33 protein-coding genes are annotated in these 25570 nt (G+C 66.1%); 22 read left to right on the top strand and 11 right to left on the bottom strand.

Going from position 1 to position 25570, the window contains the following annotated elements; genetic code table 11:
- Positions 1-35: 35 nt before the first annotated feature.
- The 5 genes from BGO82_RS05525 (at position 36) to BGO82_RS05505 (ending at position 2961) form a co-directional block, all read left to right on the top strand.
- Positions 36-395 carry a YciI family protein gene (locus BGO82_RS05525; protein WP_291304564.1) on the top strand — a complete coding sequence of 120 codons (360 nt, stop codon included), beginning with the start codon at positions 36-38 and terminating at the stop codon, positions 393-395.
- 89 nt (positions 396-484) lie between these two features.
- Positions 485-835, top strand: a complete 351-nt coding sequence (locus BGO82_RS05520; protein WP_291304563.1) for a YciI family protein — start codon at positions 485-487, stop codon at positions 833-835.
- 89 nt (positions 836-924) lie between these two features.
- Entirely contained in the window at positions 925-1278 is a 354-nt protein-coding gene (locus BGO82_RS05515) for a YciI family protein (RefSeq protein ID WP_291304562.1), read from the top strand.
- On the top strand, positions 1275-2516 hold the full coding sequence (locus BGO82_RS05510; protein ID WP_291304561.1) for a DUF6596 domain-containing protein: 1242 nt from the start codon (positions 1275-1277) through the stop codon (positions 2514-2516). The genes BGO82_RS05515 and BGO82_RS05510 overlap by 4 nt, the downstream gene beginning before the upstream one ends.
- A 55-nt stretch (positions 2517-2571) precedes the next feature.
- Positions 2572-2961 (top strand): VOC family protein, encoded by a 390-nt coding sequence (locus BGO82_RS05505; RefSeq protein ID WP_291304560.1) that lies wholly within the window; start codon positions 2572-2574, stop codon positions 2959-2961.
- Between the two features lie 51 nt (positions 2962-3012).
- Here the strand turns inward: BGO82_RS05505 and BGO82_RS05500 are convergent, their stop codons facing one another.
- Entirely contained in the window at positions 3013-3684 is a 672-nt protein-coding gene (locus tag BGO82_RS05500; protein ID WP_291304559.1) for a hypothetical protein, read from the bottom strand.
- Positions 3685-3939: 255 nt separating this feature from the next.
- Here BGO82_RS05500 and BGO82_RS05495 point away from each other — a divergent pair, with 255 nt between their 5' ends.
- From BGO82_RS05495 to BGO82_RS05450, 10 genes are all read left to right on the top strand, one after another.
- A complete protein-coding gene (locus tag BGO82_RS05495) occupies positions 3940-4623 on the top strand; it encodes a 50S ribosomal protein L25/general stress protein Ctc (protein ID WP_291304558.1) in 684 nt (227 codons plus the stop codon).
- Between the two features lie 54 nt (positions 4624-4677).
- Positions 4678-5421, top strand: a complete 744-nt coding sequence (gene pth, locus BGO82_RS05490; protein ID WP_291304557.1) for an aminoacyl-tRNA hydrolase — start codon at positions 4678-4680, stop codon at positions 5419-5421.
- Between the two features lie 113 nt (positions 5422-5534).
- Positions 5535-5792, top strand: a complete 258-nt coding sequence (locus BGO82_RS05485) for a hypothetical protein (protein ID WP_291304556.1) — start codon at positions 5535-5537, stop codon at positions 5790-5792.
- Positions 5779-6240, top strand: a complete 462-nt coding sequence (locus BGO82_RS05480; protein WP_291304555.1) for a PIN domain-containing protein — start codon at positions 5779-5781, stop codon at positions 6238-6240. Before BGO82_RS05485 ends, BGO82_RS05480 begins: the two co-directional genes overlap by 14 nt.
- Positions 6241-6248: 8 nt before the next feature.
- A complete protein-coding gene (gene ychF / locus BGO82_RS05475) occupies positions 6249-7346 on the top strand; it encodes a redox-regulated ATPase YchF (protein WP_291304554.1) in 1098 nt (365 codons plus the stop codon).
- Positions 7347-7351: 5 nt separating this feature from the next.
- Positions 7352-7774, top strand: coding sequence for a hypothetical protein (locus BGO82_RS05470; RefSeq protein WP_291304553.1), 423 nt, complete (start codon positions 7352-7354; stop codon positions 7772-7774).
- Between the two features lie 52 nt (positions 7775-7826).
- The gene (locus BGO82_RS05465) at positions 7827-8315 is read left to right on the top strand and encodes a MaoC family dehydratase (RefSeq protein ID WP_291304552.1); all 489 of its coding nucleotides are present in this window, start codon (positions 7827-7829) and stop codon (positions 8313-8315) included.
- Positions 8312-8869 (top strand): MaoC family dehydratase, encoded by a 558-nt coding sequence (locus BGO82_RS05460; RefSeq protein WP_291304551.1) that lies wholly within the window; start codon positions 8312-8314, stop codon positions 8867-8869. Before BGO82_RS05465 ends, BGO82_RS05460 begins: the two co-directional genes overlap by 4 nt.
- Positions 8870-8873: 4 nt before the next feature.
- Complete coding sequence (locus BGO82_RS05455; RefSeq protein ID WP_291304550.1) at positions 8874-9257, top strand: hypothetical protein; 384 nt, start codon at positions 8874-8876, stop codon at positions 9255-9257.
- 54 nt (positions 9258-9311) lie between these two features.
- Entirely contained in the window at positions 9312-10145 is an 834-nt protein-coding gene (locus BGO82_RS05450; protein WP_291304549.1) for a DMT family transporter, read from the top strand.
- Positions 10146-10159: 14 nt separating this feature from the next.
- Here the strand turns inward: BGO82_RS05450 and BGO82_RS05445 are convergent, their stop codons facing one another.
- The 5 genes from BGO82_RS05445 to petA all read right to left on the bottom strand — a co-directional run bounded on the left by BGO82_RS05445 (position 10160) and on the right by petA (position 13790).
- Positions 10160-10690 (bottom strand): adenine phosphoribosyltransferase, encoded by a 531-nt coding sequence (locus BGO82_RS05445; RefSeq protein WP_291304548.1) that lies wholly within the window; start codon positions 10688-10690, stop codon positions 10160-10162.
- A 106-nt stretch (positions 10691-10796) separates the two neighbouring features.
- Positions 10797-10988: a hypothetical protein gene (locus BGO82_RS05440; RefSeq protein ID WP_291304547.1), complete on the bottom strand. Its 192-nt coding sequence runs from the start codon at positions 10986-10988 to the stop codon at positions 10797-10799.
- A 115-nt stretch (positions 10989-11103) separates the two neighbouring features.
- Positions 11104-11955, bottom strand: a complete 852-nt coding sequence (locus tag BGO82_RS05435) for a cytochrome c1 (protein ID WP_291304546.1) — start codon at positions 11953-11955, stop codon at positions 11104-11106.
- 18 nt (positions 11956-11973) lie between these two features.
- Positions 11974-13251: a cytochrome b N-terminal domain-containing protein gene (locus tag BGO82_RS05430; RefSeq protein ID WP_291304545.1), complete on the bottom strand. Its 1278-nt coding sequence runs from the start codon at positions 13249-13251 to the stop codon at positions 11974-11976.
- Between the two features lie 14 nt (positions 13252-13265).
- The gene (gene petA / locus BGO82_RS05425) at positions 13266-13790 is read right to left on the bottom strand and encodes a ubiquinol-cytochrome c reductase iron-sulfur subunit (protein ID WP_291305676.1); all 525 of its coding nucleotides are present in this window, start codon (positions 13788-13790) and stop codon (positions 13266-13268) included.
- 233 nt (positions 13791-14023) lie between these two features.
- Here petA and BGO82_RS05420 point away from each other — a divergent pair, with 233 nt between their 5' ends.
- Genes BGO82_RS05420 through BGO82_RS05410 form a run of 3 tightly spaced genes read left to right on the top strand, consistent with a single transcriptional unit; the run spans position 14024 to position 15588 of the window.
- Positions 14024-14494: a tRNA (cytidine(34)-2'-O)-methyltransferase gene (locus BGO82_RS05420; RefSeq protein WP_291304544.1), complete on the top strand. Its 471-nt coding sequence runs from the start codon at positions 14024-14026 to the stop codon at positions 14492-14494.
- On the top strand, positions 14491-15348 hold the full coding sequence (gene hemF, locus BGO82_RS05415) for an oxygen-dependent coproporphyrinogen oxidase (RefSeq protein ID WP_291304543.1): 858 nt from the start codon (positions 14491-14493) through the stop codon (positions 15346-15348). The genes BGO82_RS05420 and hemF overlap by 4 nt, the downstream gene beginning before the upstream one ends.
- A 60-nt stretch (positions 15349-15408) precedes the next feature.
- A complete protein-coding gene (locus BGO82_RS05410; RefSeq protein ID WP_291304542.1) occupies positions 15409-15588 on the top strand; it encodes a DUF1059 domain-containing protein in 180 nt (59 codons plus the stop codon).
- Positions 15589-15596: 8 nt separating this feature from the next.
- On the opposite strand, the gene BGO82_RS05405 is transcribed toward BGO82_RS05410, so the two are convergent.
- From BGO82_RS05405 to BGO82_RS05395, 3 genes are all read right to left on the bottom strand, one after another.
- On the bottom strand, positions 15597-16790 hold the full coding sequence (locus BGO82_RS05405; RefSeq protein WP_291304541.1) for a CCA tRNA nucleotidyltransferase: 1194 nt from the start codon (positions 16788-16790) through the stop codon (positions 15597-15599).
- The gene (locus tag BGO82_RS05400; RefSeq protein ID WP_291304540.1) at positions 16787-17416 is read right to left on the bottom strand and encodes a CoA pyrophosphatase; all 630 of its coding nucleotides are present in this window, start codon (positions 17414-17416) and stop codon (positions 16787-16789) included. The genes BGO82_RS05405 and BGO82_RS05400 overlap by 4 nt, the downstream gene beginning before the upstream one ends.
- Before the next feature lie 174 nt (positions 17417-17590).
- Positions 17591-18151: an N-acetyltransferase gene (locus tag BGO82_RS05395; RefSeq protein ID WP_291304539.1), complete on the bottom strand. Its 561-nt coding sequence runs from the start codon at positions 18149-18151 to the stop codon at positions 17591-17593.
- A 266-nt stretch (positions 18152-18417) separates the two neighbouring features.
- Here BGO82_RS05395 and BGO82_RS05390 point away from each other — a divergent pair, with 266 nt between their 5' ends.
- Positions 18418-19374, top strand: a complete 957-nt coding sequence (locus BGO82_RS05390) for a glutathione S-transferase family protein (protein ID WP_291304538.1) — start codon at positions 18418-18420, stop codon at positions 19372-19374.
- A gap of 102 nt (positions 19375-19476) precedes the next feature.
- On the opposite strand, the gene BGO82_RS05385 is transcribed toward BGO82_RS05390, so the two are convergent.
- Positions 19477-19959: an NUDIX domain-containing protein gene (locus tag BGO82_RS05385; RefSeq protein WP_291304537.1), complete on the bottom strand. Its 483-nt coding sequence runs from the start codon at positions 19957-19959 to the stop codon at positions 19477-19479.
- Positions 19960-20055: 96 nt separating this feature from the next.
- Between BGO82_RS05385 and BGO82_RS05380 the strand changes: the two genes are divergently transcribed.
- The 3 genes from BGO82_RS05380 to murD are packed head-to-tail and all read left to right on the top strand — an operon-like array spanning position 20056 to position 23574.
- Positions 20056-20949 carry a metallophosphoesterase gene (locus BGO82_RS05380; protein WP_291304536.1) on the top strand — a complete coding sequence of 298 codons (894 nt, stop codon included), beginning with the start codon at positions 20056-20058 and terminating at the stop codon, positions 20947-20949.
- On the top strand, positions 20946-22274 hold the full coding sequence (locus BGO82_RS05375; protein WP_291304535.1) for a hypothetical protein: 1329 nt from the start codon (positions 20946-20948) through the stop codon (positions 22272-22274). The genes BGO82_RS05380 and BGO82_RS05375 overlap by 4 nt, the downstream gene beginning before the upstream one ends.
- A complete protein-coding gene (gene murD / locus BGO82_RS05370; RefSeq protein ID WP_291304534.1) occupies positions 22264-23574 on the top strand; it encodes a UDP-N-acetylmuramoyl-L-alanine--D-glutamate ligase in 1311 nt (436 codons plus the stop codon). The genes BGO82_RS05375 and murD overlap by 11 nt, the downstream gene beginning before the upstream one ends.
- On the opposite strand, the gene BGO82_RS05365 is transcribed toward murD, so the two are convergent.
- Complete coding sequence (locus BGO82_RS05365) at positions 23575-25320, bottom strand: hypothetical protein (RefSeq protein WP_291304533.1); 1746 nt, start codon at positions 25318-25320, stop codon at positions 23575-23577. It lies immediately after the preceding gene.
- Positions 25321-25570 lie beyond the last annotated feature (250 nt).

Below are 25570 nucleotides of genomic sequence, written 5' to 3'. Positions count from 1 at the left end.
CGAGGGCCGACATTGCCCACGGAAAGGATCGCGCCATGCCCGACTACATGCTGCTGCTGCACGCCGACGAGGCCGCCGGCCAGGCCATCCCGCCCGAGCAGATGGCCAGATGGATGGACAAAATGCACGCCTACAAGGCGGCGCTCGACAAGGCCGGCGCCCATCTCGGGCACGGGGCGCTCGGCCCCTCGACCTCGGCGACCATCGTCAACCTCGACAAGGCCGGCGAGATGCAGGTCCACAACGGCCCCTTCATCGAGACGCGCGAACAGCTCGGCGGCTACTATCTGATCCGCGCCGAAAACCTCGAGGCGGCGCAGCGCTGGGCCGCCCGCTGCCCCGCCGCGATCTGGGGCCACGTCGAGATCCGCCAGGTCAGCGACGGCGGCGACTGAAAAATCCGCGTGCGAAATGTAGAAGATTTCGCGACGCTGCCGTCATTGTGATGCCGGCCCGTCGGTCCGGCGCCACAAAGGAGACCACCATGCAGTTCCTGCTCTTGATCAACGGCGACGAAAGCCGCTTCAACACCGAGCCTCAGGGCGAAACTCCCGTCAGCCCGGAATTCGTCGCCTACACCGAGGCCATGAAGAAAGCCGGCGTCTGGATCGGCGGCGATCGCCTGAAGCCGACCCGCCACGGTGCCCGCGTGCGCGTCCGCGACGGCAAGGCGGTGGTCCTCGACGGCCCCTATGCCGACGCCAAGGAGCAGTTGGGCGGCTACTACATGATCGATGTGCCCAGCCTCGACGAGGCGGTCGAATGGGCTACGCGCTGCCCCGCCGCCAGATACGGCACCATCGACGTGCGCCCGCTGGCCGACATTTCGCGCTGAATCGCTCCGGACCGAGTCGAAATCGGCGTGACCGGCCCGTCATTTGAGCATCGGGACCTGATGGCCCGTCCAACCAACCGGAGACGACCATGCGCTACATGATGCTCATCCACCACGACGAAGCCGCTCTCGCCGCCGCGCCCCAGAAGGAGCTCTGGGCCGACTATGGCGCCTTCAACGAAGCGCTGAACAAGGCGGCCGGCGCGGCCAGCGGCGAACGGCTGCAGCCCAGTTCGGCCGCGACGACCGTGCGCCAGCACGACGGCAAGGCCGACGTGCTCGATGGTCCCTACGCCGACACCAAGGAGCAGTTCGCCGGCTACTTCTTCGTCGAAGCGACCGACCTCGACGAGGCCATCGCCTGGGCCAGGCGCTGCCCGTCGAGCCGCTACGGCTCGATCGAGATCCGTCCCGTCGTCGACGCCGGAGCCAGGGGCAAGTGAGCCATGGCGACGAGGCCGGCCGTGCCGCCGAGCGCGTGGCGCGCGAGAGCTACGGCCGCCTCGTCGCCTTTCTCGCCGCACGTACGCGCGACGTGGCCGGCGCCGAGGATGCGCTCGGCGAGGCCTTCGCCGCGGCCCTCAGGCTGTGGCCGGCCGACGGCGTGCCCGACAATCCCGACGCCTGGCTGCTCACCGTGGCGCGCCGGCGGCAGACCGACGCCATCCGCCGGCGCCAGACCCGCACCGCCGGGGAGGAGCATTTGACCCTCATCGCCGACGAGATCGCGGCGGCCAGCGAAGAAGGCGCCACCCTGCCCGACCGCCGCCTCGCTTTGATGTTCGCCTGCGCCCACCCCGCCATCGAGCGCGGCCTGCGGGCACCGCTGATCCTGCAGACCATTCTCGGCATGACCGCCGAGGACATCTCGGCCGCCTTCTTGGTGCCGCCCGCCACCATGGGTCAGCGCCTGGTGCGCGCCAAGACCCGCATCCGCGACGCTGGAATCCCGTTCCGCATCCCCGACAAGGAAGAGCTGGGCGAGCGCATGCAGGCGGTGCTCGATGCCATCTACGCCGCCTACGCCAAGGGCTGGAACGAGGTCGGCCAGCAGGGCGTGCCCGAAATCGCCGGCGAGGCCCTCTGGCTCGGCCGCCTCGTCGTCTCGCTGATGCCCACCGAGCCCGAACCCAAGGGCATGCTGGCGCTGATGTACTACGCCGAGAGCCGCCGGGCCGCCCGGCGCGCCGCGAACGGCGCCTATGTGCCGCTCGAAGAGCAGGACACAAGCCTCTGGGACGATTCGCAGATCCGTCTCGCCGAACAATTGCTGCACGAGGCCAATGCCGGCGGTCCCACCGGCCGCTACCAGCTCGAGGCCGCCATCCAGTCCGCCCATACCGGCCGGCGCCTCAGCGGCGCCGCCAACTGGCCGATCGTGGTGCAGCTCTACGATCACCTTTATGCGCTGACCAGATCGCCGGTGGTGATCCTCAATCGCGCCGTCGCCCTCGCCGAAGTCGATGGCCCCGCCGCTGCGCTCGCCGCCCTTGCGCCGCTGGCCCAGGACCGGCGCATGCAGGGCTACCAGCCCTATTGGGCCGCCCGCGGCCACCTGCTCGCCCGCACCGGCGCCACCGCCGAGGCGCGCGAGGCGTTCACCGTCGCCCTCGGCCTCACCACCGACGACGCCGTCACCGCCTACCTCAACGGCCAGATGGCCCGGCTTTCCAGCCACTAGCGGGGCTGCGGCACGGCGGCCGCCGTGTTACCCTGCCGCCGGGAGGACAGCACCAATGCCCCTTGGCCAACTCGGCCAGATCGCCATCGCCGTCAGCAACACCGACGCGTCCGAGGCCTTCTACGGCGGCCTGCTCGGCCTCAGGAAGCTCTATCGCTACGGCGATCTCTGCTTCTTCGACTGCGCCGGCGTGCGGCTGATGCTGTCGCCGCCCGAGCGTAGCGAGCCCGTCGAGCCCGGCCAGGGCGCGCTCTACTTCCGCGTCGCCGACCTCGCGCTCACCGTCGCCGACCTCCGCGCCAGGGGTGCCGACATCGTCGCCGAGCCGCATCTGACCGCGCCGATGCCCGACCACGACCTCTGGCTGGCCTTCTGCCGCGATCCGGACGGCCACCTCGTCGGCCTGATGATGGAAGCCCCCAAGGGCTACGCCCCCGCGGCGTAAGGCCGGCGTATCCGCGCGCGCCTCGCGGCGGCGCAAGACGGCTGACCTCGCTCAGGGCGCGCGCTTCAGCGCCTGCATCTTCGGGGCGAAGCTGGTTGCCTGTGGGGTCGGGATGCTGGTTGAAAGCCCGGGCGTCGTCCTCGCTCCCGTGTCGCCTGACGACGGCGTGGACGTCATCGGGGCCTCCATCGCCTTCAGCGCCGGCGTCGTCCTCATCCCCGTCGCCTCACTCGATGACGGCGCGCTCCTGGTGGGGGCCTGGAGCGTCCGCAGCGCCGGCGCCTTCTTCACGCTCGCCAGTGGGTCCGGCGTCTTGACGATTTTCACAGGCGCCTTCGTCATGCCCTGTGCCGTCGCGCCCGGCGTCTTGACGATTTTCGTCGGCGCCTTCGTCATGGTCTTTGCCAGCGGGCCCGGCGAGACCGGCATCTTGAGGATTTTCACCGGCACCTTCACCAGTCGGTGAAAGTGCTTCAGCACAGCGCGCGCCTCGTCGTCCCCGACCTCGCCATACTGGCAGGTAAAGCTGTCTCCCGCTGCCGACGAGTTGAACTGGCAATCGGCATAGCTGCCATCCGGCAGCGTGCAGCGCGTCCCCTGCATCGTGCCGCCCTGGGCCGCGCATTGCTCGGCGAACACGTCCTCGGGGGTCTTCGCCAGGCTCGGCGTGGACGCGACCCCCAACGACAGGGCGGCGACGGCAAAAAGGACCTGGCGAAACATGGGAGAGACCTCCTGATGCTGATGGCGGCCACAGGACTAGCTGCTCCTCGCCGCACCGGCATCATTCAGTTGAATGATTTTCGCACCCAGAAACGCCGCCACGCCCGGCGCCGCGATGCCTGTCCCGGCCTTGCCCAAACCCCCGCTTTCCCCTATAGACCCGCGCCATGAAGCGCCTGTCACCCCTGGAGGACGGGCGCGCGGTGTATTCGGGCTCCGATGCCCCGGCATCGCACCAACCCAAGGATACGTTCCATGGCTTCTGCAGAGCTGAAGGCCAAGGCGCGGAGCGGGGTGGGCAAGGGGGCCGCTCGTGCACTGCGTCGTGAAGGCTGGATTCCCGCCGTTATCTACGGCGACAAGAAAGACCCGACCCCCATCTCGATCTCGTACAACGAGGCGATGAAGTCCATCTATGCCGGCGGCTTTTTGAGCCACGTCATCACGCTGGACGTCGACGGCACCAAGCACCGCGTGATCCCGCGCGACTACCAGCTCGATCCGGTCAAGGACAAGGCGATGCACGTGGACTTCCTCCGCGTCGGCGCCCACACCAAGCTGAACGTGCAGGTGGCGGTCCACTTCATCAACCAGGAGCAGAGCCCGGGCATCAAGAAGGGCGGCGTGCTCAACATCGTGCACCATACGCTCGAGCTGTCGGTGCCGGCCGATGCCATTCCGGAAGCGCTGACGGTCGACCTGACCGGCCGCGATATCGGCGACACCATCCACCTGTCGGCGATCACCCTGCCGGCCGGGGCCTCGGTGCGCACGCACGAGACCGACCTCACCATCGCGACCGTCGCCGCGCCGTCGGCGCTGCGCTCCGATGAGGCCGCGGCGCCTGCCGCCGAAGCCGCCGCGGCGCCAGCCGCTGGCGCGACCCAGGCTGCGGCGCCGGCCAAGGGCGCGACTCCGGCCGCCCCCGCCAAGAAGTAAGTCGGACGGGGCGGCCCCTGCGCCGCCCCTGTCCACCGCCCCCGGAGCGAGGCGATGCATTTGATCGTCGGCCTCGGCAATCCGGGGGACAAATACAGCCGCAACCGCCACAATATCGGCTTCCTCGCCGTCGAGGAGATTGCCCGGCGCCACGGCTTTCCCGCCTTCCGCGAGAAATTCAAGGGCCTCGTCTCCGAGGGCTCGCTCGGTGGCGAGCGCGTGCTCATCCTCAAGCCGCAGACCTTCATGAACTCCTCCGGCGAGAGCGTCGAGGCGGCGGCGCAGTTCTACAAGCTCACCCCTGCCGACATCACAATCGTCTACGACGAACTCGACCTCGTGCCCGGCAAGGCGCGCATCAAGCGCGGCGGCGGCAATGGCGGCCACAACGGCCTGCGCTCGATCGACCCGCGCATCGGCACCGACTATCGCCGCGTCCGCCTCGGCATCGGCCATCCAGGCCACAAGGACCGGGTCATGCCCTGGGTGCTGGGCGATTTCTCCAAGGCCGACCTCGATTGGCTCGAACCGCTGCTCGGCGCCCTAGCCGACAATGCCGAATTGCTGGTCAAGGGCGACGACAACACGCTGATGAACAAGCTCGCCATCGCCGTCAGCGGCGACGCCGCCGACCGCGACGAGCGCCCAACCACCGCCGACCCGACGCGCCAGAAGGCGCCTGCCGGCCAGTCCCACATCCACGCCGCCCGCCCCAGGCCGCGTCCGATCAAGCTGCCGGACGAAGGCCCGATGGCCGCCATGCTGCGCAAAGTGCTGGGCAAGAAGGATGATAAGTGACACGCTTTGTCGTGATCTCTGGATCGTCGATCCTTCCGCCCACGAGTCTTGACCGGCTAGCAGGCGCTCACTATTTCACGAAAACACAGCCTCTGTGATTTTGTGAGTCCGTGATGAAAAATCTGACGATCTCCCTTGATGATGAAACGCACCAGCTTTCCAGAGTTCAGGCGGCCGCCAAAGGCATAAGCATGTCGCGCTTTATTGCCGATTTGGTGCGCGAACGGACGCATGCATCGACGGAGGCCGATGCGGCGGCGGAGCGTCAACGACGGCTCGATGCGCTTCAGCGCGTGTTCGATGCCCCCAAGCTCCAGATTTCGGAGAATGGACGCATGCCGAACTCGGACGAGCGCAATGCCAGGCGCTAGCGTCTTCATCGACAGCAACACCTTTCTCTACACTCTCGATGAAGCTGAGCGCGACAAATGCTCGTCCGCCAAGGTCTGGCTCAACACGCTGACGATAAGGAACAGCGGGGTGACCAACCTGCAGGTTCTCAATGAGGTGACGAACGTCATCACCCGCAAGATCGCGAAGTTCGGCAGCGACGACCCGTTCTTCCGGGTCGATGCCTTCGCTGCCTTCGGTTCAAACCCCCTCACCAACGCGGCGGGCATGAAGGCCCGCGCCCTTTTCCTGCGCTACCGCTACGCGTGGTGGGACTGCCTTCTCCTCGCTTCCGCCCTGGAACTGGGCTGCACCCACTTCCTCTCCGAGGACCTGCAGGATGGCCAGCGCATCGCCATCTCCCCCGAACAGAGCTTGACGATCATCAACCCCTTCGCCCATAGCCCTGAGCAAATTCTTTCCCGATAGGACGATCCATGGGTTTCAAGATGGGGATTGTCGGCTTGCCCAATGTCGGCAAGTCGACGCTGTTCAACGCCCTCACCCGCACCGGCAACGCGCAGGCCGCCAATTTCCCGTTCTGCACCATCGAGCCGAACACCGGCGAGGTGGCGGTGCCGGACGCGCGGCTGGACAAGCTCGCGGCCATCGCCAAAAGCCAGCAGATCATCCCTGCGCGCATGAGCTTCGTCGATATCGCCGGGCTGGTGAAAGGCGCGAGCAAGGGCGAAGGGCTCGGCAACCAGTTCCTCGCCAACATCCGCGAATGCGACGCCATCGCCTATGTGCTGCGCTGCTTCGAGGACGGCAACATCATTCACGTCGCCAACAAGGTCGATCCCATCGCCGATGCCGAGGTGGTCGAGACCGAGCTGATGCTGGCCGATCTCGAAAGCCTCGAAAAGCGCCGCACCGGCGTCGAGAAAAAGGCCAAGGGCGGCGACAAGGAAGCAAAGCTCGCGCTGGACCTCATCGACCGTGCGCTGGCGCTGCTGCGCGAGGGCAAATCGGCGCGGCTGGTCGAGCGCAGTGCCGAAGAGGAGAAGGCGTTCCGCGAGCTGCAATTGCTGACCAGCAAGCCGGCGCTCTACGTCTGCAATGTCGACGAGGCCTCCGCCGCGACCGGCAACGACATGAGCCGGCAGGTGGAGGCGTATGCCAGGCAGCACGACGCCGCCGTGATCGTCATCTCCGCCGAGATCGAGAGCCAACTCGCCCAGCTTCCCGACGACGAACAGCGCGAATATCTGGATACGCTCGGGCTCAGCGAGCCGGGGTTGAATCGATTGATCCAGCAAGCCTACCAACTGCTTGGCCTGCAAACCTATTTCACCGCCGGCCCGAAGGAGGCCCGCGCCTGGACCATCCACAAGGGCGACCGCGCCCCGCAGGCCGCGGGCGTCATCCACACCGATTTCGAACGCGGCTTCATCCGCGCCCAGACCATCGCCTTTGACGATTATGTCGCGCTGGGCGGCGAAGTCCCCGCCAAGGAAGCCGGCAAGGCCCGCGACGAAGGCAAGGACTATGTCGTCAAGGACGGCGACGTGATGCTGTTCAAGTTCAACACCTAGCCTAAATGGAGATTGCTGCAGCACTGTTGAGCCTTTGGGCCCTGCAGTTGCAGCTCTACTTCGTCGTGCCGCTACAGGGCCTCGACCTAAACCACCCGGTGAGCGTGATGTACCTACTGGGGCCGCTTTGCCTGCTCGTTGGAGCCATCTGGGCCCTGCGATCGAGGGACAAGCGGGCACTCTGGTTTGCCGTGCCTGCGACATGGCCGTTCCTGACGCCCCTCGTTCTTGGCGTGGCGGCCGCCCTTTTTGGCATAGTCGGATTGGTCATTGCGCTTGCGTGGTGGGCGCTGGCCTTCGTCGTTCTGCTGGTCTGGATCACCCTGCGGGCCAACACCCGCGAACCGGCGATCCTGCTGGCGATCTTCGTGCTCACCTTCGGAGCCTTCGGCAGCCTGACGGGTTTGGCGGCCATAACCGGCATCTAGAGTGATGCCTCGCTTGCCGCCGCGCCTGTGCTTGACGTATACGTCAACCGTCATGAACCCCGTCACCGTCCACCGCCGCCACTACGAAGATCTGCGCGTGGGCGAGGTGATCGATATCGGCCGCACCACGGTGACCAAGGAGATGATCGTCACCTTCGCGCGCGAGTTCGACCCGTTTCCCTTCCATCTCGATGAAGCGGCGGCGAAGGCCTCGCTACTGGGCGGCCTGGCCTCGTCAGGCTGGCAGACCGCGGCGCTCAGCCTGCGGATGCTGGTCGACAGCTTTCTCAACACCGTCGCCTCGATGGGCGGGCTCGGCTTTTCCGACCTCAAATGGAAGGCGCCGGTGATGGTCGGCGACACCATCGGCGGCACCGCCACCATCGCTGCGCTGCGCCGCTCGCGCCACCACCCCGAGCGCGGCATCGTCACCCTCGATTTCGACATCCGCAACCAGAAGGGCGAAGCGGTGATGTCCATGCGCCTCGCCAACCTCGTCGAGGTGCGCGATCCCTCGGTGCCGCTGGACGGCGCCGCATGACCCGCTGGTTCGAGGACATCGTCATCGGCGAGGTGTTCCCCCTCGGCAGCCACGACTTCACCGAAGCCGAGATCATCCGCTTCGGCCGGCTTTACGATCCGCAATATTTCCACATCGACCCCGAGGCGGCCAAATTCAGCCATTTCGGCGGCCTCGTCGCCTCCGGCTGGCACACCGTCAGCGTCGGCCATCGCCACATGGTCGATGCCTTGTTCGCCGAGGAGGACCGCCTGCGCAGCCTCGGCAAGGAGCCCGGCGTCTCCGGTCCCTCCCCGGGCGTCAACAAGATGCAGTTCAAGGTGCCGGTGCGCCCCGGCGACCGCGTCACCTATACGCTGGTGGTGACCGGCAAGCGCCCATCCAACTCCATCCCCGGCTGGGGCCTGCTGTTCAACACCATCGAGGCCACCAACCAGCGCGGCGAAACTGTGTATCACGCCGAACTGGTGGGGTTCTCCAAGCTGCGCGACTACAAAATGCCACTAAGGCTGCGTTTGCTGATGGCGTTGACGCGACTCCCGGTTTTGGGGAAGTTGCTGTCCCCGACCGGATGAATCGATGCGCCGCTCCGCTCTCGCCCTTGGCCTCGTGCTTTTCGCCACGCCTGTGCTCGCGCAGGATAGCGACGTCTCCGCCCCGGCCGCGCCGGTAACCGTCAGCCCGGCGGAAGGCAATTGGGGCTGCATCGCGCTGGTCGACAACACCAAGGCGGGCCTCCTGACCGTGTTTGCCGGCAGCTATGGCTACGCCTCGGCCACCTATGGCTCGACCGCGTCGGGCACCGGCAATGCCGAAATGGGCTCGGACGGCGTCAAATTCCTCGACGGCAACCTCACCACGGTCGGCATCACCTACGGCCTCGTGGCGCTGGACCAGTCCGGCAATGACGTGCTGACCCTCTACACCCCGGATAAACCGGTCCTGTCCTGCACGCCGCGATAGCCGCCGCCCGCCGCGCGGAGTAACGTTCTACCTCCCGCCGTCCCGGATTCGCGCGTGTCGCTTCCCATCTTCGCCCTGGTTCTCGTCGCCGCCGCCCTGCACGCGCTGTGGAACGCCGTGGTCAAGGGCGCCAGCGACACCCTGCTGACCACCATCCTGGTCGCCGCCTCCGGCGGCCTGATCGGGCTCGTCGCCCTGCCCTTCCTGTCGCCGGTGGCGCCGGCGGCCTGGCCGTACCTCGCCGCCTCCGGCACGCTCGAAGTCATCTACTACACCCTGCTCGCCTTCGCCTATCGCCACGCCGACATGAGCCGGGCCTACCCGCTGATGCGCGGCCTGCCGCCGCTGCTCGTCGCCCTCGCCTCGGCGTTGCTGCTGGGCTCCGCCCTCGCCCCGCTCGAATGGGCCGGCATCGGCCTCATCTCGGCCGGCATCCTGACCATGCTGCTCGGCGGACGCGGCGCCGGCGACCGCCGCGGCATCGTCTTCGCCGCCATCAACGCGCTGGTGATTTCGAGCTACACCCTCAACGACGGCATCGGCGTCCGCCTGTCGGGCGCTCCGGCCACCTACGTCATGTGGATCTTCGTTCTAACCGGCACGCCGCTGGCCCTCTGGGCCCTGCTGCGCCGTCCCGACTTCGTCGGCTATGTCCGCCGCAACTGGGGTTACGGCGCCGTCGGCGGCCTCGGCACGCTCGCCTCCTACGGACTCGTCCTCTACGCCATGACCGAAGCGCCGATCGCGCTGGTCGCGGCACTGCGCGAAACCTCCATCCTGTTCGGCACCGCCATTGCGCTGATCGTGCTCAAGGAAAAGGTGACACCGGCGCGCATCGCCGCCGCCATCATCATCGTTGCCGGCATGGTGGTGCTGCGCCTCGCCTGAGCAGGGCCGTACGCTCAATGTCCGGGAAACGCCACGAGGCTCTGCACCTCGACGCCGAGCGCCCGCAGCTTGTCGGCGCCGCCGAGGTCGAACAGGTCGATGACGAAGCCGGCGTTCTCGACCACCGCACCCGTACGCCGCAGCAGGCCGGCAGCCGCCAGCGCCGTGCCGCCGGTGGCGATCAGATCGTCGATCAGCAGCACCTTGTGCACGCTGGACAGCACGTCGGCGTGGATCTCGATGGTATCGACGCCGTATTCGAGCGTGTAGTTCTGCCCGATCGTCGCTCCCGGCAGCTTGCCGCGCTTGCGGATGGGCACGAACCCCACCCCGAGGGCGATCGCAACCCCCGCCCCGAAGATGAAGCCGCGCGCCTCGATCCCCGCCACATGCGTGATGCCGAGGCCGCGATGCGCCGCCGCCAGCCGCTCGACGCTCTCGCGGAACCCCTCCGGATGCTCGATCAGCGTGGTGATATCGCGAAACAGGATACCCGGCTTGGGATAGTCCGGGATGGTGCGGATCAGCGATTTGAGGTCAAGCATGGGCGGCGGAAGGTGGTGAATGGTGAATGGTGAATGGTGAATGGTAGATCGGCATCCTGCCATTCACCACCTACCATTCACCATTTACTATTCACCATTCACTTCATCACCTTCGCACGATCTTGCGCGCCAGCACCCCGGCGCGAAACGCCGTCTCCAGGGTCGCCTCCGTCGCCATCTCGCGCATCTTCGGGGTCACCAGCAGCGGCGCGGCCTTGACCGCGGCGCGGACCGCCGGATGACGGGCGACCGTAACGGCAACTCCGATGATGGTGGCGGCGGTGCGGATCGGCGACATGGTTGCACTCTAGCACCGGCAATCTGGATGAAAAGAGGCAGGCCGAGCGGCGCAAGATGGAAAGGGGCCCGCCGACGGCAGGCCCCTGTTCGCTACTCGCTGTCAGCTACACGTCTCAGTGCTCGACCTTGCGCCACAGCCGCTGCTTCACCAGCCACATCAGCACGGCGAACAGGATCAGGAAGGTCAGCACGCGGAAGCCCGCCGCCTTGTTGCTGTCGAGGTGCGGCTCGGCCATCCACATCAGGAAGGCGCCGACATCCTTGGAGTACTGGTCCACGGTCAGCGGCACCGTGGCGCCGTCAGCCCCCGCGACATACTGCACCTGTCCGTCGCTCAGCGGCGGCGGCATGCCGATGGCATGGCCCGGGAAGTACTTGTTGTAGTGCTTGCCCTCGGGAAGCTGGAAATCGGCCGGCGCCGGGTCCTCGTAGCCGTTCATCAGCGCGTGGATGTAGTCCGGCCCGCCTTCGGCATAGGTGGTGAAATAGTTGAACAGCCAGTTGGGGAATTTGTCCTCGACGCTGCGCGCCTTGGCCAGCACCGACATGTCCGGCGGCAGCGCGCCGCCATTGGCGTCACGCGCGTCCTGCTCGGTCGCGAACGGCGACGGCCAATTGTCCGACGCCAGACCCGGACGCTTGCCGCCATCGGCGGTCGGATCCTCGATCTCATAGGACGCAGCGAGCGCCTTCACCTGCGCCGCCGAGAAACTCGGCCCGCCCGGCTCCGCCAGGTTGCGGAACGCCAGCAGATGCGCCGAATGGCAGTTGGAGCAGACTTCCTTGAACACCTGGAAGCCACGCTGCAGTTGGTTCTGGTCGAACGTGCCGAACGGCCCCGCGAAGCTCCAGTGCTGCTTGGTGATGGTGTCGTCTTCCGTCGCCGCGCTCTCCTGCGCGATGGCGGCGCCGGCGAGACCGAAGCCGAGCACGGTGGCAGCGAAAATGGTCTTGAGGTTGATCATTCTGGTGCTGTCCCGTGGTCAGGTCGTTGCCGGAGCCGGCTTGGAGAGCACCGACTCGGAGATGGAATTGGGCAGCGGCCTGGGCTTTTCGAAGCGCCCGAGCAGCGGCAGGATCACGATGAAATACGCAAAGTAGTACACCACCGAGAGCTTGCTGACGTCGGCCACCGTGAACGGCCCGATCACCTGCAGCGCCGGCTCCTGCGCGCCGTACCACATCAAGAGCAGGAAGTTCACCACGAACAGCCAGTAGAACCACTTGAACGCCGGCCGGAACGTGCCCGAACGCACCTTCGAGGTATCGAGCCACGGCACGAAGAACAGGATCAGGATCGAGCCGCCGAAGAAGATGACGCCGAGCAGCTTGCTGTCGATGATGAAGTTGAAGTCGATGGCGCGCAGGATGGCGTAGAACGGCAGGAAGTACCATTCCGGCACGATGTGCGGCGGCGTCACCAGCGGGTTCGCCATGATGTAGTTGTCGGCATGCCCGAAGATGTCCGGCGCAAAGAACGCGAACCAGGCGAACGGGATGCAGAACACCACGATCGCGAACAGGTCCTTCATCGTGTAGAACGGATGGAAGGGCACGGTATCGCGCTTGTCCTTCACCTCGACGCCGATCGGGTTGTTGTTGCCCGGCACGTGCAGCGCCCAGATGTGCAGCACCACCACCGCCGCAATGATGAACGGCAGCAGATAGTGCAGCGAGAAGAAGCGGTTGAGCGTCGGGTTGTCGACCGCAAAGCCGCCGCGCAGCAGCTGCAGGATCGGATCGCCGATCACCGGGATCGCCGCAAAGATGTTGGTGATCACCGCTGCCGCCCAGAAGCTCATCTGGCCCCACGGCAGCACGTAGCCCATGAAGGCGGTGGCCATCATCAGCAGGTAGATGATCACGCCGAGGATCCATAGGATCTCGCGCGGCGCCTTGTAGGAGCCGAAATACAGGCCGCGGAAGATGTGGATGTAGACGGCAAAGAAGAACATCGACGCGCCGGTCGAGTGCACCGCCTGGATCAGGCGCCCGCCGTTCACGTCGCGCTTGATCGCCTCGACCGAGTCGAAGGCCAGCGCCGCGTTCGGCGTGTAGTGCATGGCAAGCACGATGCCGGTGACGATCTGCACGCCCAGCATGAACGCCAGGATGCCCCCGAACGTCCACCAGTAATTGAGGTTCTTTGGGGTGGGATAGTCGATGAGGGTGGATTTGGCGAAACCCATGACCGGCAGGCGGTCTTCGATCCACTTGGCGACGGGGTGAGAGGGAACGTAGGTGCTTTCGTGCGATGACATCGAGATCTTTCCCCTCAACCGATCTGAATCTTGGTGTCGGTCAGGAATTTATAGGGCGGCACCACCAGATTCTTGGGGGCCGGGCCTTTGCGGATACGTCCCGAAGTGTCGTATTGCGAGCCGTGGCAGGGGCACAGCCAGCCGCCGTAATCGCCCGACTCGCCCACCGGGATGCAGCCCAGATGCGTGCAGAGGGCAATCATCACCAGCCAGTTGTCATGGCCCGGCTTGACGCGGTCCTGGTCCCGCTCCGGATCCTTGAGCTGATCCATCGGCACGGCGCGCGCCTCGTCGATTTCCTTCTGCGTGCGGTTGCGCACGAACACCGGCGTGCCGCGCCACTTGATGGTCACCGCCGAGCCGGTCTCGATTTTGCTCATGTCGTATTCGACCGAGGCCAAGGCGAGCACCGACGCGTCGGGGTTCATCTGGTTGATGATGGGCCAGGCCACCCCCGCCACACCCACGGCGCCCACCGCGGCCGTCGCGATATAGAGGAAGTCGCGCTTGCCAGTGTCGGGCGTGTCGTCGTGCGCCAAATTCGATTCTGTCGCCAAGGTCGAAATATCCCCGCCTGATGCCTGATTCCGCGCCACTTTACGGAGCCCCCGCACCGCGCGCGCAATAACCACACCCGCCCCTTGAGGGCGTGTGATTTGGTGGTCTTTTTGCACTCTCCTTTGCGCTTGTCCAGCCGGGACAACCGGGCGAAAACCCGTCTGCGACACTATACCCACTGGCCCGTCCGCGGCCCGACGACGAGGAGAACGGCGTGCCCGTCGAACTCGCCCTCTACCAGCCCGATATCGCCCAGAATACCGGCACCTTGCTGCGATTGGGCGCCTGCCTCGGCGTGCCGGTGCACATCATTCATCCGCCCGGCTTCGCTTTCTCGCGGCGCGAGCTCAAGCGCGGGGGCCTCGACTATCTCGACCACGCCGAGATCGTCGAGCACGACAGCTACGCGCATTTCGCGGCCGACCGTCAGGCGCGCGGCCGGCGCCTGGTGCTGCTCACCACCAAATCCAGCGAGTCCGCCTATGCGGCGAGTTATGGCGACACCGACATCCTGCTGCTCGGACGCGAGAGCGCCGGCGTGCCCCTCGCCGTGGCCGATGACGCCGACCTGCGAATCCGCATCCCCATGCGTCCCGGTTTGCGCTCCATCAACGTAGCCGTGGCCGCCGCCCTGATATTGGGCGAGGCGATGCGCCAGACCGGCGCCTTTGCGAGTTTGACATGACCCTGCCTTCCGACATCGACACCAAAAAACCCACCGCCGCCGCATGGTTCCGCCAGGTGCGCGACGACCTCTGCGCCCGCCTCGAGGCCATCGAAGCCGAACATTCGGGACGCGGCGCCAAATTCGAGATCAAACCCTGGACCCGCCCCGAGGGCGGCGGCGGCGAGATGGGCCTGCTGCACGGGCAGGTGTTCGAGAAGGCCGGCGTCCACATTTCGGTGGTGCACGGCACCTTCAGCGAAGAGTTCGCCCGGCAGATGCCGCACACCGAAGCCGGCGCCCAGTTCTGGAGCGCCGGCGTGTCGGTCATCATCCATCCGCGCAATCCGCACGTGCCGGCGGCGCACATGAACACGCGCATGATCGTCACCGGCAATTACTGGTTCGGCGGCGGCGGCGACCTCACGCCGGTGCTCGACCGGCGGCGCACCCAGGCCGACCCCGACAGCGTCGATTTCCACGCCGCCTTCAAGGCCGCCTGCGAGGCCCATCCGCAGATCGACTACAGCCGCTACAAGCAATGGTGCGACGAATATTTCTGGCTCAAGCATCGCAACGAACCGCGCGGCATCGGCGGCATCTTCTACGACCAATTGTCGAGCGGCGACTGGGGTGCCGACTTCGCCTTCACCCAGGACGTCGGCCGCGCCTTCCTCGACATCTACCCTGCGCTCGTCCGCCGCAACGTCGCAACCACATGGACCGACGCCGACCGCAACGAGCAGCTCGTCCGCCGCGGCCGCTATGTCGAGTTCAACCTGCTCTACGACCGTGGCACCACTTTCGGCCTCAAGACCGGCGGCAACGTCGAGGCGATCCTCAGTTCCATGCCCCCGGAGGTGCGCTGGCCGTGACAGGGAACTTGTTCCCTCGCTCGCCCGTTGCCAGATGAGGGCAAGTTCCAGGAGGTTGCGATGAAGCAGTACGAATGCCTGGTGCCGGGCTGTCCGTGGCACACCCAGGCCGACAACGACGCCGAGATCGTGCGCCGTGCGGCAGAGCACCTGCGAGAAGTTCACGGTGAAACCGTGGTGCGTCCGGAGATGGTCGAGCGCATCAAGCAACGCATCCACGACCTGCAACCGGCACAATAGCCTCAGATTCAGTGCTTGAGTTCCGCGAGCAATTCCGCCTTGCCGAGGCGGAAATTGCTCGCGATCCAGCGCTTTTCCAGCCGCTCCAGCGCCATCCCGAGCCCTGGGCCTGGCGCGAGTCCCGCCGCGATGAGATCGTTGCCCGAGATCGGAAAACGCGGCACTTCGATTTCCGCGAGCCGCGCCAGCACGGCTGATTTCCCCGCTCCGGTCCATCCCGCCAGCGCCGCCGCCACCTCCACCGCATCCGCCAGGACGGCTGGATAGCGATAGGCGGCCTCGTTGACCTGGAAATCGACCAGCAGCCGTGCCGCCGCCAGCGTTCGTTCGGCCATCCCGGCCTCGTCGTTCGACAATCGCCAGTGCTCTCGCGGCCATGTCACGCCCAGGCTCGCACTTAGCAGCGCCAGCCGGGCGTTGCGGTTGGGCTGGCGCGCCTGCCGCTCATAGGCGGCCAGCCGCTCCAGCAGATCGGCTGGCAATGCGAGAATGCCGGCCGTCCGCATGGTGGCCAGCGTTCCGGCCACGCGCGGCAGGTCGAGCATGCGCCGCATCTCGGCCCCAACCCGCTCGGCCGACAGCCCGTCGAGCGTCCCAGCAGCACGGGCCACCGCGTCGAGTCCGGTAGGGTCCAGGCGCTCGTGTCCATGGCTCGCCGAAAACCGGAAGAAGCGATAGACGCGCAACCGGTCTTCGGCGATGCGCTGGTCGGCGTCGCCAATGAAGCGCACCACGCCGTCGAGGCAATCCTGCGCGCCGCCCAGGGGATCGAGCAGCGTGCCGTCGGCGTCGGCATACAGCGCATTCAGCGTGAAATCCCGCCGTTCGGCATCGCGCGTCCAGTCCTTCCCGAATTTCACCCGTGCGCGCCGGCCGAAGGTTTCGACGTCCTCGCGCAACGTGGTTACCTCAGCCACAAGGTCGCCGACCCTCAGCGTCACGGTCCCGTGCTCGATGCCCGTCGGATAGACCGGAATGCCGGCTGCCATCGCCCGCTTGGTCACGTCCTCGGGCGTCAATTCCGTGGCGAAGTCGATCTCCGGCGTCTCCCGCATCCGGTTCGCCAGCGCGTCGCGCACGACGCCACCGACGGCCCGGGTACGCCCCTTGGCGCCATCCAGCAGCGCAAATATCGCCTGTGTTTCCGACCGCTGCAGCCATGGCGCCCGCTTCAGCCGATCGAGCGCCGATTGCGGGATCACACCTGCACCTCGGGCTTCAGCACCATCTCGTAGAATTGTCGCGTCAGGTTGGCCGTTATCCCCCAGATCACGAGGCCCTGATGCGCAATCTGCCAGGAGGTGCCTTCCCGGTCCTTGCGGCGGATGCGGAATGTGCCGAAGGTCTCCTCCTTCATCAGCAGCGGCAACGGCACCTCGAACACGGTCTTGACCTCGCCGGGATTGGGCACGAAGTCGCGCCGTGGCGTGACCTCGGCGACCACCGGCGTGATCAGGTAGTTCGACCCCGTGAAATAGGCGGGCATGTAGCCGAGGATGCGGGCGTCGTGCGGATCGAGCGCCACCTCCTCGCTCGCCTCGCGCACCGCAGCGTCGCCCGGCCCGGCGTCTTCCGGATCGATCTTGCCTCCAGGGAAGGCGATCTGGCCCGAATGTGACCTGAGGTCCGGCGACCGCTCGGTGTAAAGCACCGACATCGCATCGCCCCGATGCACCAGGGCGATCAGCACCGCCGCATCGCGCCGCGGCCCTTGGAAGCCACCCTCGGGCATAAAGTCCGGCGCAAGGGTGGCCGTCACCTCCGTGGCCTGCGGCGACGGCAGCAACCGGCGTGCAATTCGCTCGATCAGTTCGTCGGCGGCCGACACGGACACATTCCCTCACAGGCGCATTTCGGGAAAAACAACAGGTCTTCCGCCTCGAAAACGCGGCAAAACAATAGCTTGAAGCAGCCACCGATGCCATGAATCGGCGAACTGCTCCAGACATCCGCGAGCCGGCGGGTTCGCGACCCACCCGCTCTTGTGCAAGAAAGTGCGGCGCTAGGCGTGCTTCTTGGTGCCGAACGCACCGATCCGTCCCTTGAGCCTCGCCGCCAGCGTCTTGTCCTCGGAGTAGACGAGGACGCGGCTGGGATCCACCGGACCCGGCCATTTGACCGCCCCCAATGTCGTCGGCTGCCAGCCGAGCGGGCAATAGTAGTCGCGGTCGCCGATCAGGATGACGAAGCTGCCCTGCCCGCGCGCCAGCGCCAGCCGGGTGACTTCACGCGCCAGCATCTTGCCGACGCCGCGCTTGCGGAAGTCGGGATGTGTAGCCAGCGGTCCCAGCATGTAGCCGTCGATGCCGCCGACGCTGAGCGGCGTCATCCACACCGATCCGCATGGGACTCCGTCGACTTCGGCAATGAGGGAAAGGGAGGTATCGATCGGGAAGCGCTCGCGCACCCGGAAGGCCGTACGGGCGAACCGCCCAGGGCCAAAAGCCAGCGCCTGCAACTCCTCGACGTAAGCACCGTCTTCGGGGGTGGCATGGCGCCAGGTGGGCAGGCTGGGTTGCGGAGGGGCCGACGGCGCCGGGGAATAGACGGATTGGGTGTTCATCGTGACAGTCCAGGACACAAAGACAAAGGACAAACGCGCCGGCGCGGGGCCGGCTCCCGACCTGTTACGATCGTCGGGTCACGTGAACGACGTTCTCCATCCTGGACGCCTCCTGACGTCTAAAGCTGCGCATTACCATTACGGTCCGGGCGCGTAAACGATAAATCATGGGAAACGCAGCGCAATTCAAGAGCCCGGCGTTAACGTTTGGTGATGGCCAGCGGACCTCCTAAGTGGGGCGAGCACATGACTGCAAGGAGACGATTGTGGGACGATTGGTCGAGGGCCGCTGGTCGACCGAATGGTACGACACCAGCAAGACGGGCGGGCATTTCGTGCGCGCCGACTCCCCGTTCCGCAATTGGGTAACCGCCGACGGCTCGCCCGGCCCCTCCGGAAAGGGCGGCTTCAAGGCCGAGCCCGGTCGCTACCACCTCTATGTCTCCTACGCCTGCCCCTGGGCGCATCGCACCCTCATCTTCCGCGCGCTCAAGGGACTCGACGAAATGATCAGCCTGTCGGTGGTCTCACCGAAAATGCCGGACGAAACTGGCTGGACCTTCGCCGATTGGGGGTCCACTGGCGACGACCTGTTCGGCGCTGAGCACCTCTACCAGATCTACCAGAAGGCCGACCCGACATATTCCGGCCGGGTCACCGTGCCGGTCCTCTGGGACAAACAGACCGGCAGCATCGTCAACAACGAAAGCGCCGAGATCATCCGTATGCTGAACTCAGCCTTCAACCAGCTCACCGGCAATGACGACGACTACTATCCGGCCTCGCATCGCGAGCGTATCGACGAGCTCAACGCGCGCATCTACGACACCGTGAACAACGGCGTCTACAAAGCCGGCTTCGCCACCAAGCAGGAAGTCTACGAGCAGAACGTCCAGGCGCTGTTCGACAGCCTCGACTGGATCGAAGGTCTGCTTGGCGAAAATGCCTACTTGGCCGGGGCGGAGGTCACGGAAGCCGACTGGCGGCTTTTCACTACTCTCGTGCGCTTCGACGCCGTGTATTTCGGGCACTTCAAGTGCAACATCCGGCGCCTGAGCGATTACCCCAACATCTCACACTATTTGCGCGGACTGGTGGCGACGCCCGGGGTGCGCGAAACGATCCACATCGACCACATCAAGACGCACTATTACTGGAGCCACACTCGCATCAATCCGACGCGCATCATACCGGTCGGACCGGAGCTGGACTTCCTGGACTAACCTCATGCGGCCACGGTGGGCCTTGAACTCAGCAACGCCGTGCTGACCTTGAGCACCCTCGCGAATTCAGGATTCCCGTTGGTCGCCGGCGCCCTGTGCATCTTACCATTCGGAATCCGGCCTGGTCTTGTCGAAAATCTCGCGCAGCCGGCGGGCCGTGCCCTTGCCGATATCGGGGGGCAGCGCATCGACGTCGAACCAGCGGCATTCGGCGATCTCGAGGTTCGGGGCGAACTCAATCTGATTGCGGAAATCGCGCCAGACATAAACCGCGACATGGTCGCGCCGGCCGCCGGCGACGCGGTTGAGGAACAAGCCATGCAGCGCCGGCCGGCCATCGCAGGCAAAGCCGGTTTCCTCGAGCGCCTCGCGCGCCGCTGCCGTTTCGGCGGTCTCGCCCGGCTCGACTCCGCCGCCCGGAAACTGCCAGCCCGGCACGTAGGTGTGCTTGACCAGCAGCACCCGCCGGCCGTCGAGCAGCACCGCTCGCACGCCCACGGTCATCCGTTTGCGCAACGCCGTGACCAGCAGGTGCAGACGGGTGCGGTATCGCTGCCAGGGCGTCAGTCTCGTTTCATCCGTCATGACCGGTGACGTAGCAGCCCTGCTTCCGGGGCAAAACTACCCAATGCCGCGATGGACCATTTTCTTGCCATGCCGAGCGTGGCATTAGGCCCCTCGATGATCACACTTGCCCATATCTCGGACGTGCACCTGGCGCCGCTACCGCCAGTCAAATGGACCGAGCTCGTCAACAAGCGGGTCACCGGCTATCTCAACTGGCGCTTTCGGCGCCAGGCGACACTGGCTGGCGACGGCCTGACCAATTTGGTGCGCCATTTGCGCGAGCAGGCGCCAGACTTCGTCGCGGTGACTGGCGACCTCGTCAACCTAGGCCTCGAGCCCGAAGCCAACACCGCCTGGAACTGGCTGCAGACGGTAGGCGATCCCTCGACCGTCTGCGTCTCCCCCGGCAACCACGACGCCTATCTGAAGCAATCCTTCGGCTTCAACAATGCGCGTTGGGGCGAATACATGCGCGGCGAAACGCTGGACGCCGCGCAGTTCCCGTTCGTGCGCCGCGTCGGCGAGGCCGCCATCATCAGCTGCAGTTCGAGCGTGCCGACCGCACCGCTGATGGCCTATGGGCGCTTCGGCGCCGACCAGGCCGAGCGGCTGCGGCGCATTCTAAAGCTCATGGGCGACGCCGGCTATTTCCGCGTGGTGCTCATCCATCACCCCCCCAACCAGGAGGCTCGGCATCCGCGGCTGGGACTGCATGGCGCCAAGCGCCTGCGCCAGGTGGTCGCCGAGACCGGCGCCGAGCTGATCCTGCATGGCCACACCCACAAATCGACGATTTATGCCATTCCCGGCCTCAACGGCGACGTGCCGGTGATCGGCGTGGCCGCCGCCGGCGCGGCCCAGAGCGAGGATGGCGGCGAAGATCCGGCCCGTTACAATCTGTTCAAGATCGAGCGCCTCGGGACCGCCTGGAGCTGCACCATGCGCGAATTTGGCTTTCAGCGCCTCAGCCCCGATATTGTGCTGAGGCTGAGTCTGAGAATCTATTGAGCGCCCCCTTTCGCATCGAAACGCCCGCTTACGACGCCACTGCCGGCGTCGGACACTTCGGCTATGCGCTGGGCGATCTGCATTTCACCGAAACGCTGGCTTTCCCGGCCGGCAGCGACGCTGCCGCCGCCGCATCCGACGCATTCGCGCGGCTGCTGAATCTCACGGCAGTGACGCTGGGGGTCAGTTATTTCAAGCTGCTGGCACCGCTCCGGATCGACGTGGATTTTCCGCTGACCGATAAGGGTCGCGAGTTCGCGCTCGACATTTATTCCAACGGCCTCGGCGAATTCTACGCGCGCAACAACCTCAACCACTTCGGCCAAATCGAAATCGTCGCCCCATCGGACACAAGGCGGGCGCCGCCTGCCCCACCGCTGCGGGATCGCGCGCTGCTGCCCATCGGCGGCGGCAAGGATTCGCTGGTTTCGGTGCAATTGCTCGAAGCGGCGGGGATCGACTATGCGCCCTTCGCGGTGAACCCCAAGGGTCCGATCGTCGGCTCGGTCGACAAGATCGGCAGAACGCCGCTCTACGTCACCCGCACGCTCGACCCCGAGATGATCCGGCTCGGCAAGCAGCCCGGCTATTTCAACGGTCACGTGCCCTCGACAGCGATCAATTCGATGATCGCGGCGCTCACGGCCCTGCTGTTTTCCTATGATCGCGTCGTGCTCAGCAACGAACGTTCGGCCAGCGAAGGCAACGTCGTGCATGACGGCCGCGAGGTGAACCATCAATATTCGAAATCGCTCGACTTCGAGGGCCGTATCGCCGGAGTGTTGGCCGAGGCCACCGGCGACGCGCTCGGCTATTTCTCGCTGTTGCGTCCATATTCTGAGGCGAAGATCGCGAGCCTCTTTGCACGCGAAACCCGCTTCGACCACGTGTTCTCGAGCTGCAACCGCAATTTCAGGCTCGCGGGCCATGACGGTCCGCTCTGGTGCGGTGAATGCCCCAAATGCCACTTCACCTTCCTGATCCTCGCGCCGGTGATGGACAAGGAACGGCTGCTCGGCATCTTCGGACAGAACCTGCTCGACAAACCCGGCAACGAGCGCGCCTATCGCGAACTCACCGGGCTCGCCGGACAAAAGCCATGGGAATGCGTCGGCGAGATCGAGGAGGCGGCCGCCTGCCTTTACGCTCTCACCCAGCGCCCGGAATGGCGCGCCGCGGCGGTCGTCGAGACGCTGCACGACGACCTAGTGCAGCAATATGGCCACCCACGCCTGATGCAGGCCCTGCATGACCTGATGATCGAAAATTCCGAGCACCACATCCCGCCGGCCGTCGCGGAAAGGATTGCACCGCATGCGCTTTGACCAGCCCGTCCTGCTTTACGGCGCCGGCCGCGAAGGCCGCTCGACCCGCGCCTTCCTCAAGGCCCGAGCCCCGGATCTCGAGGTTTTCGTCACTGTCGATTCCGGTGACGCCGGCATCGAGGACGCAGAGTTCATCGCGCCGACCGACCTGCAGGCCGCGATCGAGCAGCACCGCTTCGGCACGATCGTCAAGTCGCCGGGCGTCTCGCGCTACAAGCCGATCTTTCTCGTTGCGCGCGAAGCCGGCGTCGCCGTCACCTCCAACCTCAATCTGTGGGGCGAATATTATCGCAACGGCCGCACGGTCATCGCCATCACCGGCACCAAGGGCAAATCGACCACCGCCACGCTGACGCATCTGATGCTCGTCAACGCCGGGCTCGACGCTGGCCTTGCCGGCAATGTCGGCCTGGCGCCGCTCGAAATCGCCGACCGCAACAAGATCGTCGTGTTCGAACTGTCGAGCTACCAGACTGCCGACATGGCGTTCTCGCCCGACGTCGCCGCCGTCACCAACCTCACGCCAGAACATACCGACTGGCATCGTACGACAGAGCGCTACTACGCCGACAAGCTGAACCTCATTGATCGCGATGCGCCCTTCCCCGTGGGCCTCGGCAAGGGCGCCAGGGACAACGAGACCGTGCTTGCGGCGCTGCGCGACCGCTCGCGCCTGCTGCCGCCGATCGCGCCGTTCATCGACGACCGCATCGTTGCGGCGGTGAAGCGAAGCAAGCTCAAGGGCGAGCATAATCTCGACAACGCGCGCCTCGCCGCACAGATTGCGCTGGCGGCGGGCGCGGGCCTCGAGGGCATCGTCCGCGGCATCCAGGCCTTCGAACCGCTGCCGCATCGGCTCGAGGAGCATGCCGTCGGCGATCTTACCCTCGTCAACGACTCGATCTCGACCACCCCCGAGGCGACCAAGGCCGCGCTCGCCGCCTATCCTGGCAAGCGCATCGCACTGATCGCCGGCGGCCACGAGCGCCAGCAGGACTACACCGAATTGGCCTCATTGCTGGCGTCGCGCGGCGTTACGGTGCTCGTCACCCTGCCGGTGACCGGCGACCGCCTGGCCACTGCGACCTACGCGGCCGCGCCGGAGATCGAGGTCGTTGAAGCGGCGACGCTCGAGGCCGGTATCCGGGCCCTCGCCTCTCGCCGCGACAGGTTCGACACCGTGATCCTGTCGCCGGGAGCACCGAGCTATGGGCAGCTCGAAAGGCCCGGTGTCGCCTTCAAGAGCTTCGAGGAGCGCGGCCGCGCCTTCGTTCGCCTTGCGAGCGAACTGTTCGCCTGACTATTGGCGCAGCGTCCCGTCGGCGTTGAACGGCCCGTCGAGCGCCGCCGGTGGAATACCCGCCAGGATCAGCCCCTCGCGGATGCGATCCAGCAGCGCCGGCACCCGGTAGAGGCGCTGAAAGCGCGCCATGATCCCCGCGGCCTCGAACCGCGGATTGCTGAGGATCATCGGCCGGTAGCGGTCGATCAGATCGTTGCGCCCGATCACCGGGGCGGCGGCCACCGCGATGGCGAGCCCCAGTTCCTCGTCGCCGGCCGCCAGCGCCTGCGCCGCATCGATCGCGTCGTAGAAGCGCCGTTGCCGCAATGCCTCAAACGCCCGCGTCATATAGTAGAACGGTGGCGGCGACGGCACCGCGGCGATGGCGCGCTCGCCGGCCGCGCTGCCGCGCTCGAAATTGCCGTTGAGCCACTCCAGCACGCCATAGGTGGCGAGCGCGTCCATCGAGGCTGGATTGAGACTGATGGATTTGCGCAGCGCACCCAGCGCGGCATCGACCAAGCCCTGACGGGCGAGCACGAGGCCCTGCTGCTGATAGGCGAAGCTGCTGTCGGGCATCAGGCTCACCGCCCGGCCGGCCTCGGTCGCCTCGGCCGCGAGCAGCGGGACCGGATCCGCGCTCGCCGGCGCGTCATAGCTGCGCCACCACGCGGAGAGGCCGGCATGCTCCGCGAGTGCCACGGCGTTGTCCGGCGCGGCAGCCAGCACCTGGTTCAGGCAATCGAGCGCCGTCGTCGCCGCATCGGCCTTCCGCACGTCACGCCAGGCCATGTAGGCCAGGGCGCAGACATAAGATGGCGGCGGACTCGGCAGCGTGGCCTGCCGGCCGAACCAGGCCCGATCCGCCGTGTAGAGGGGGCCGCTCGCCGCTCCCAATTGCGCCGCCAACGCCGCGGCCATATCTCCGAGAACCTGGCTGGCCGGGCCTCCATTCGTTGGGGTGGTGATGGTGCTGCTCCAGACGATTCCGTCGCTGCCGTGCTCGGAAATCAACGCCTTGAGCGAGAACTGCTCTGCACTCTGCTGCACCGAGGCACGCACGGTGAAGCGTCCGCCCTGCGGCACCACGCGCAGCAGCTCGAACTTGCCCAGGGCGCCGCTCACCTGCTGGGCGATGCCCGCGATGTCGTCGTCGAACGCCGGCTGGCCGGTGAGGTTGTCGAACGTCCCGATGGTGACGCTGGGAAAATCGGGAATACCGGCGGCGGGCGGCGTTGCCGGCGGAAACGCCCAGCGCAGCAGGAACACGACCAGCGCCACGCCGATGACCATGAAGCAGAACGCCAATAGCGCCGTCAGCGCCAAACGGCTCCGCAACGGCTGCGTCCAGGCCGGCCATTGCGGCACCGCCGCAACGTCCACAGGCGGCGCGGTCGTGCCCGCCTGTGGACGTTGCGTTGGATCGACGCGTGCAAAGTCCGGCACGTAGCGGCCGAGCGGCAGCCGAATCTGCACCTCGGACGCGCTCTTTCCGGAATCGTAGAATTGCTCGAGCAGGGTACGCAGGCGGCGCGCCTGCACGCGAACGATGGGATCGGCCTGCGGGTCGAAATCGTGCGGCCGCCCGAATACATCGACGGCGATGGAGTAGGCTTTGATCGAAGCCTCGTCGCCGGCCAGCGTCTTGTCCACGACGTAGCGCAGCAGCTCGGACAGTTGCGGCGAGCGCGAAATTCCCGGCCAGCCGAGGAGTTCATCCAGGGCTGTGCGGACCTGGGCCGCACTCGGCGCCTCTTGCGGCACGGCAGGCTCCCCCTCCTCCAGCCGCCGGAAACCTGGGCTTTTTACATGTAAAACGCAAGCTCGTTACCTCGACTTAACCCGCGGGAACCTTCCCGGGGCGTACCGAAATCGGCATATGCGTCCTGTTCGCAGCACAGCAATGGCTGGCGTGAGGCACGTATTGCAGCCTCGCCGGCAGGGGCATGGGTCCTCCCTCCCACCCCGTCATTGCTCCAGGGCCACCGAACTGACTTCGTTGTTGACGGCCCCT

Origin of the sequence: Devosia sp. 67-54, assembly GCF_001899075.1 — a bacterium.
GTDB lineage: Bacteria > Pseudomonadota > Alphaproteobacteria > Rhizobiales > Devosiaceae > Devosia_A.
Note: the sequence above shows the minus strand (reverse complement) of the source record. Positions and strands in the feature narration are given on the sequence as shown.

What these genes read in the sequence shown, in the direction of transcription:
- pth (WP_291304557.1), top strand. Translation starts at nt 4,678, where the DNA reads ATGCATTTGATCGTCGGCCTCGGCAATCCGGGGGACAAATACAGCCGC.
- BGO82_RS05410 (WP_291304542.1), top strand. Translation starts at nt 15,409, where the DNA reads ATGAAGCAGTACGAATGCCTGGTGCCGGGCTGTCCGTGGCACACCCAG.
- BGO82_RS05455 (WP_291304550.1), top strand. Translation starts at nt 8,874, where the DNA reads ATGCGCCGCTCCGCTCTCGCCCTTGGCCTCGTGCTTTTCGCCACGCCT.
- BGO82_RS05495 (WP_291304558.1), top strand. Translation starts at nt 3,940, where the DNA reads ATGGCTTCTGCAGAGCTGAAGGCCAAGGCGCGGAGCGGGGTGGGCAAG.
- BGO82_RS05430 (WP_291304545.1), bottom strand. Translation starts at nt 13,251, where the DNA reads ATGTCATCGCACGAAAGCACCTACGTTCCCTCTCACCCCGTCGCCAAG.
- BGO82_RS05460 (WP_291304551.1), top strand. Translation starts at nt 8,312, where the DNA reads ATGACCCGCTGGTTCGAGGACATCGTCATCGGCGAGGTGTTCCCCCTC.
- ychF (WP_291304554.1), top strand. Translation starts at nt 6,249, where the DNA reads ATGGGTTTCAAGATGGGGATTGTCGGCTTGCCCAATGTCGGCAAGTCG.
- BGO82_RS05520 (WP_291304563.1), top strand. Translation starts at nt 485, where the DNA reads ATGCAGTTCCTGCTCTTGATCAACGGCGACGAAAGCCGCTTCAACACC.
- BGO82_RS05500 (WP_291304559.1), bottom strand. Translation starts at nt 3,684, where the DNA reads ATGTTTCGCCAGGTCCTTTTTGCCGTCGCCGCCCTGTCGTTGGGGGTC.
- BGO82_RS05445 (WP_291304548.1), bottom strand. Translation starts at nt 10,690, where the DNA reads ATGCTTGACCTCAAATCGCTGATCCGCACCATCCCGGACTATCCCAAG.
- BGO82_RS05505 (WP_291304560.1), top strand. Translation starts at nt 2,572, where the DNA reads ATGCCCCTTGGCCAACTCGGCCAGATCGCCATCGCCGTCAGCAACACC.
- BGO82_RS05435 (WP_291304546.1), bottom strand. Translation starts at nt 11,955, where the DNA reads ATGATCAACCTCAAGACCATTTTCGCTGCCACCGTGCTCGGCTTCGGT.
- BGO82_RS05385 (WP_291304537.1), bottom strand. Translation starts at nt 19,959, where the DNA reads ATGACGGATGAAACGAGACTGACGCCCTGGCAGCGATACCGCACCCGT.
- BGO82_RS05480 (WP_291304555.1), top strand. Translation starts at nt 5,779, where the DNA reads ATGCCAGGCGCTAGCGTCTTCATCGACAGCAACACCTTTCTCTACACT.
- BGO82_RS05440 (WP_291304547.1), bottom strand. Translation starts at nt 10,988, where the DNA reads ATGTCGCCGATCCGCACCGCCGCCACCATCATCGGAGTTGCCGTTACG.
- BGO82_RS05380 (WP_291304536.1), top strand. Translation starts at nt 20,056, where the DNA reads ATGATCACACTTGCCCATATCTCGGACGTGCACCTGGCGCCGCTACCG.
- BGO82_RS05485 (WP_291304556.1), top strand. Translation starts at nt 5,535, where the DNA reads ATGAAAAATCTGACGATCTCCCTTGATGATGAAACGCACCAGCTTTCC.
- BGO82_RS05395 (WP_291304539.1), bottom strand. Translation starts at nt 18,151, where the DNA reads ATGAACACCCAATCCGTCTATTCCCCGGCGCCGTCGGCCCCTCCGCAA.
- BGO82_RS05515 (WP_291304562.1), top strand. Translation starts at nt 925, where the DNA reads ATGCGCTACATGATGCTCATCCACCACGACGAAGCCGCTCTCGCCGCC.
- BGO82_RS05525 (WP_291304564.1), top strand. Translation starts at nt 36, where the DNA reads ATGCCCGACTACATGCTGCTGCTGCACGCCGACGAGGCCGCCGGCCAG.
- BGO82_RS05470 (WP_291304553.1), top strand. Translation starts at nt 7,352, where the DNA reads ATGGAGATTGCTGCAGCACTGTTGAGCCTTTGGGCCCTGCAGTTGCAG.
- murD (WP_291304534.1), top strand. Translation starts at nt 22,264, where the DNA reads ATGCGCTTTGACCAGCCCGTCCTGCTTTACGGCGCCGGCCGCGAAGGC.
- BGO82_RS05465 (WP_291304552.1), top strand. Translation starts at nt 7,827, where the DNA reads ATGAACCCCGTCACCGTCCACCGCCGCCACTACGAAGATCTGCGCGTG.
- hemF (WP_291304543.1), top strand. Translation starts at nt 14,491, where the DNA reads ATGACCCTGCCTTCCGACATCGACACCAAAAAACCCACCGCCGCCGCA.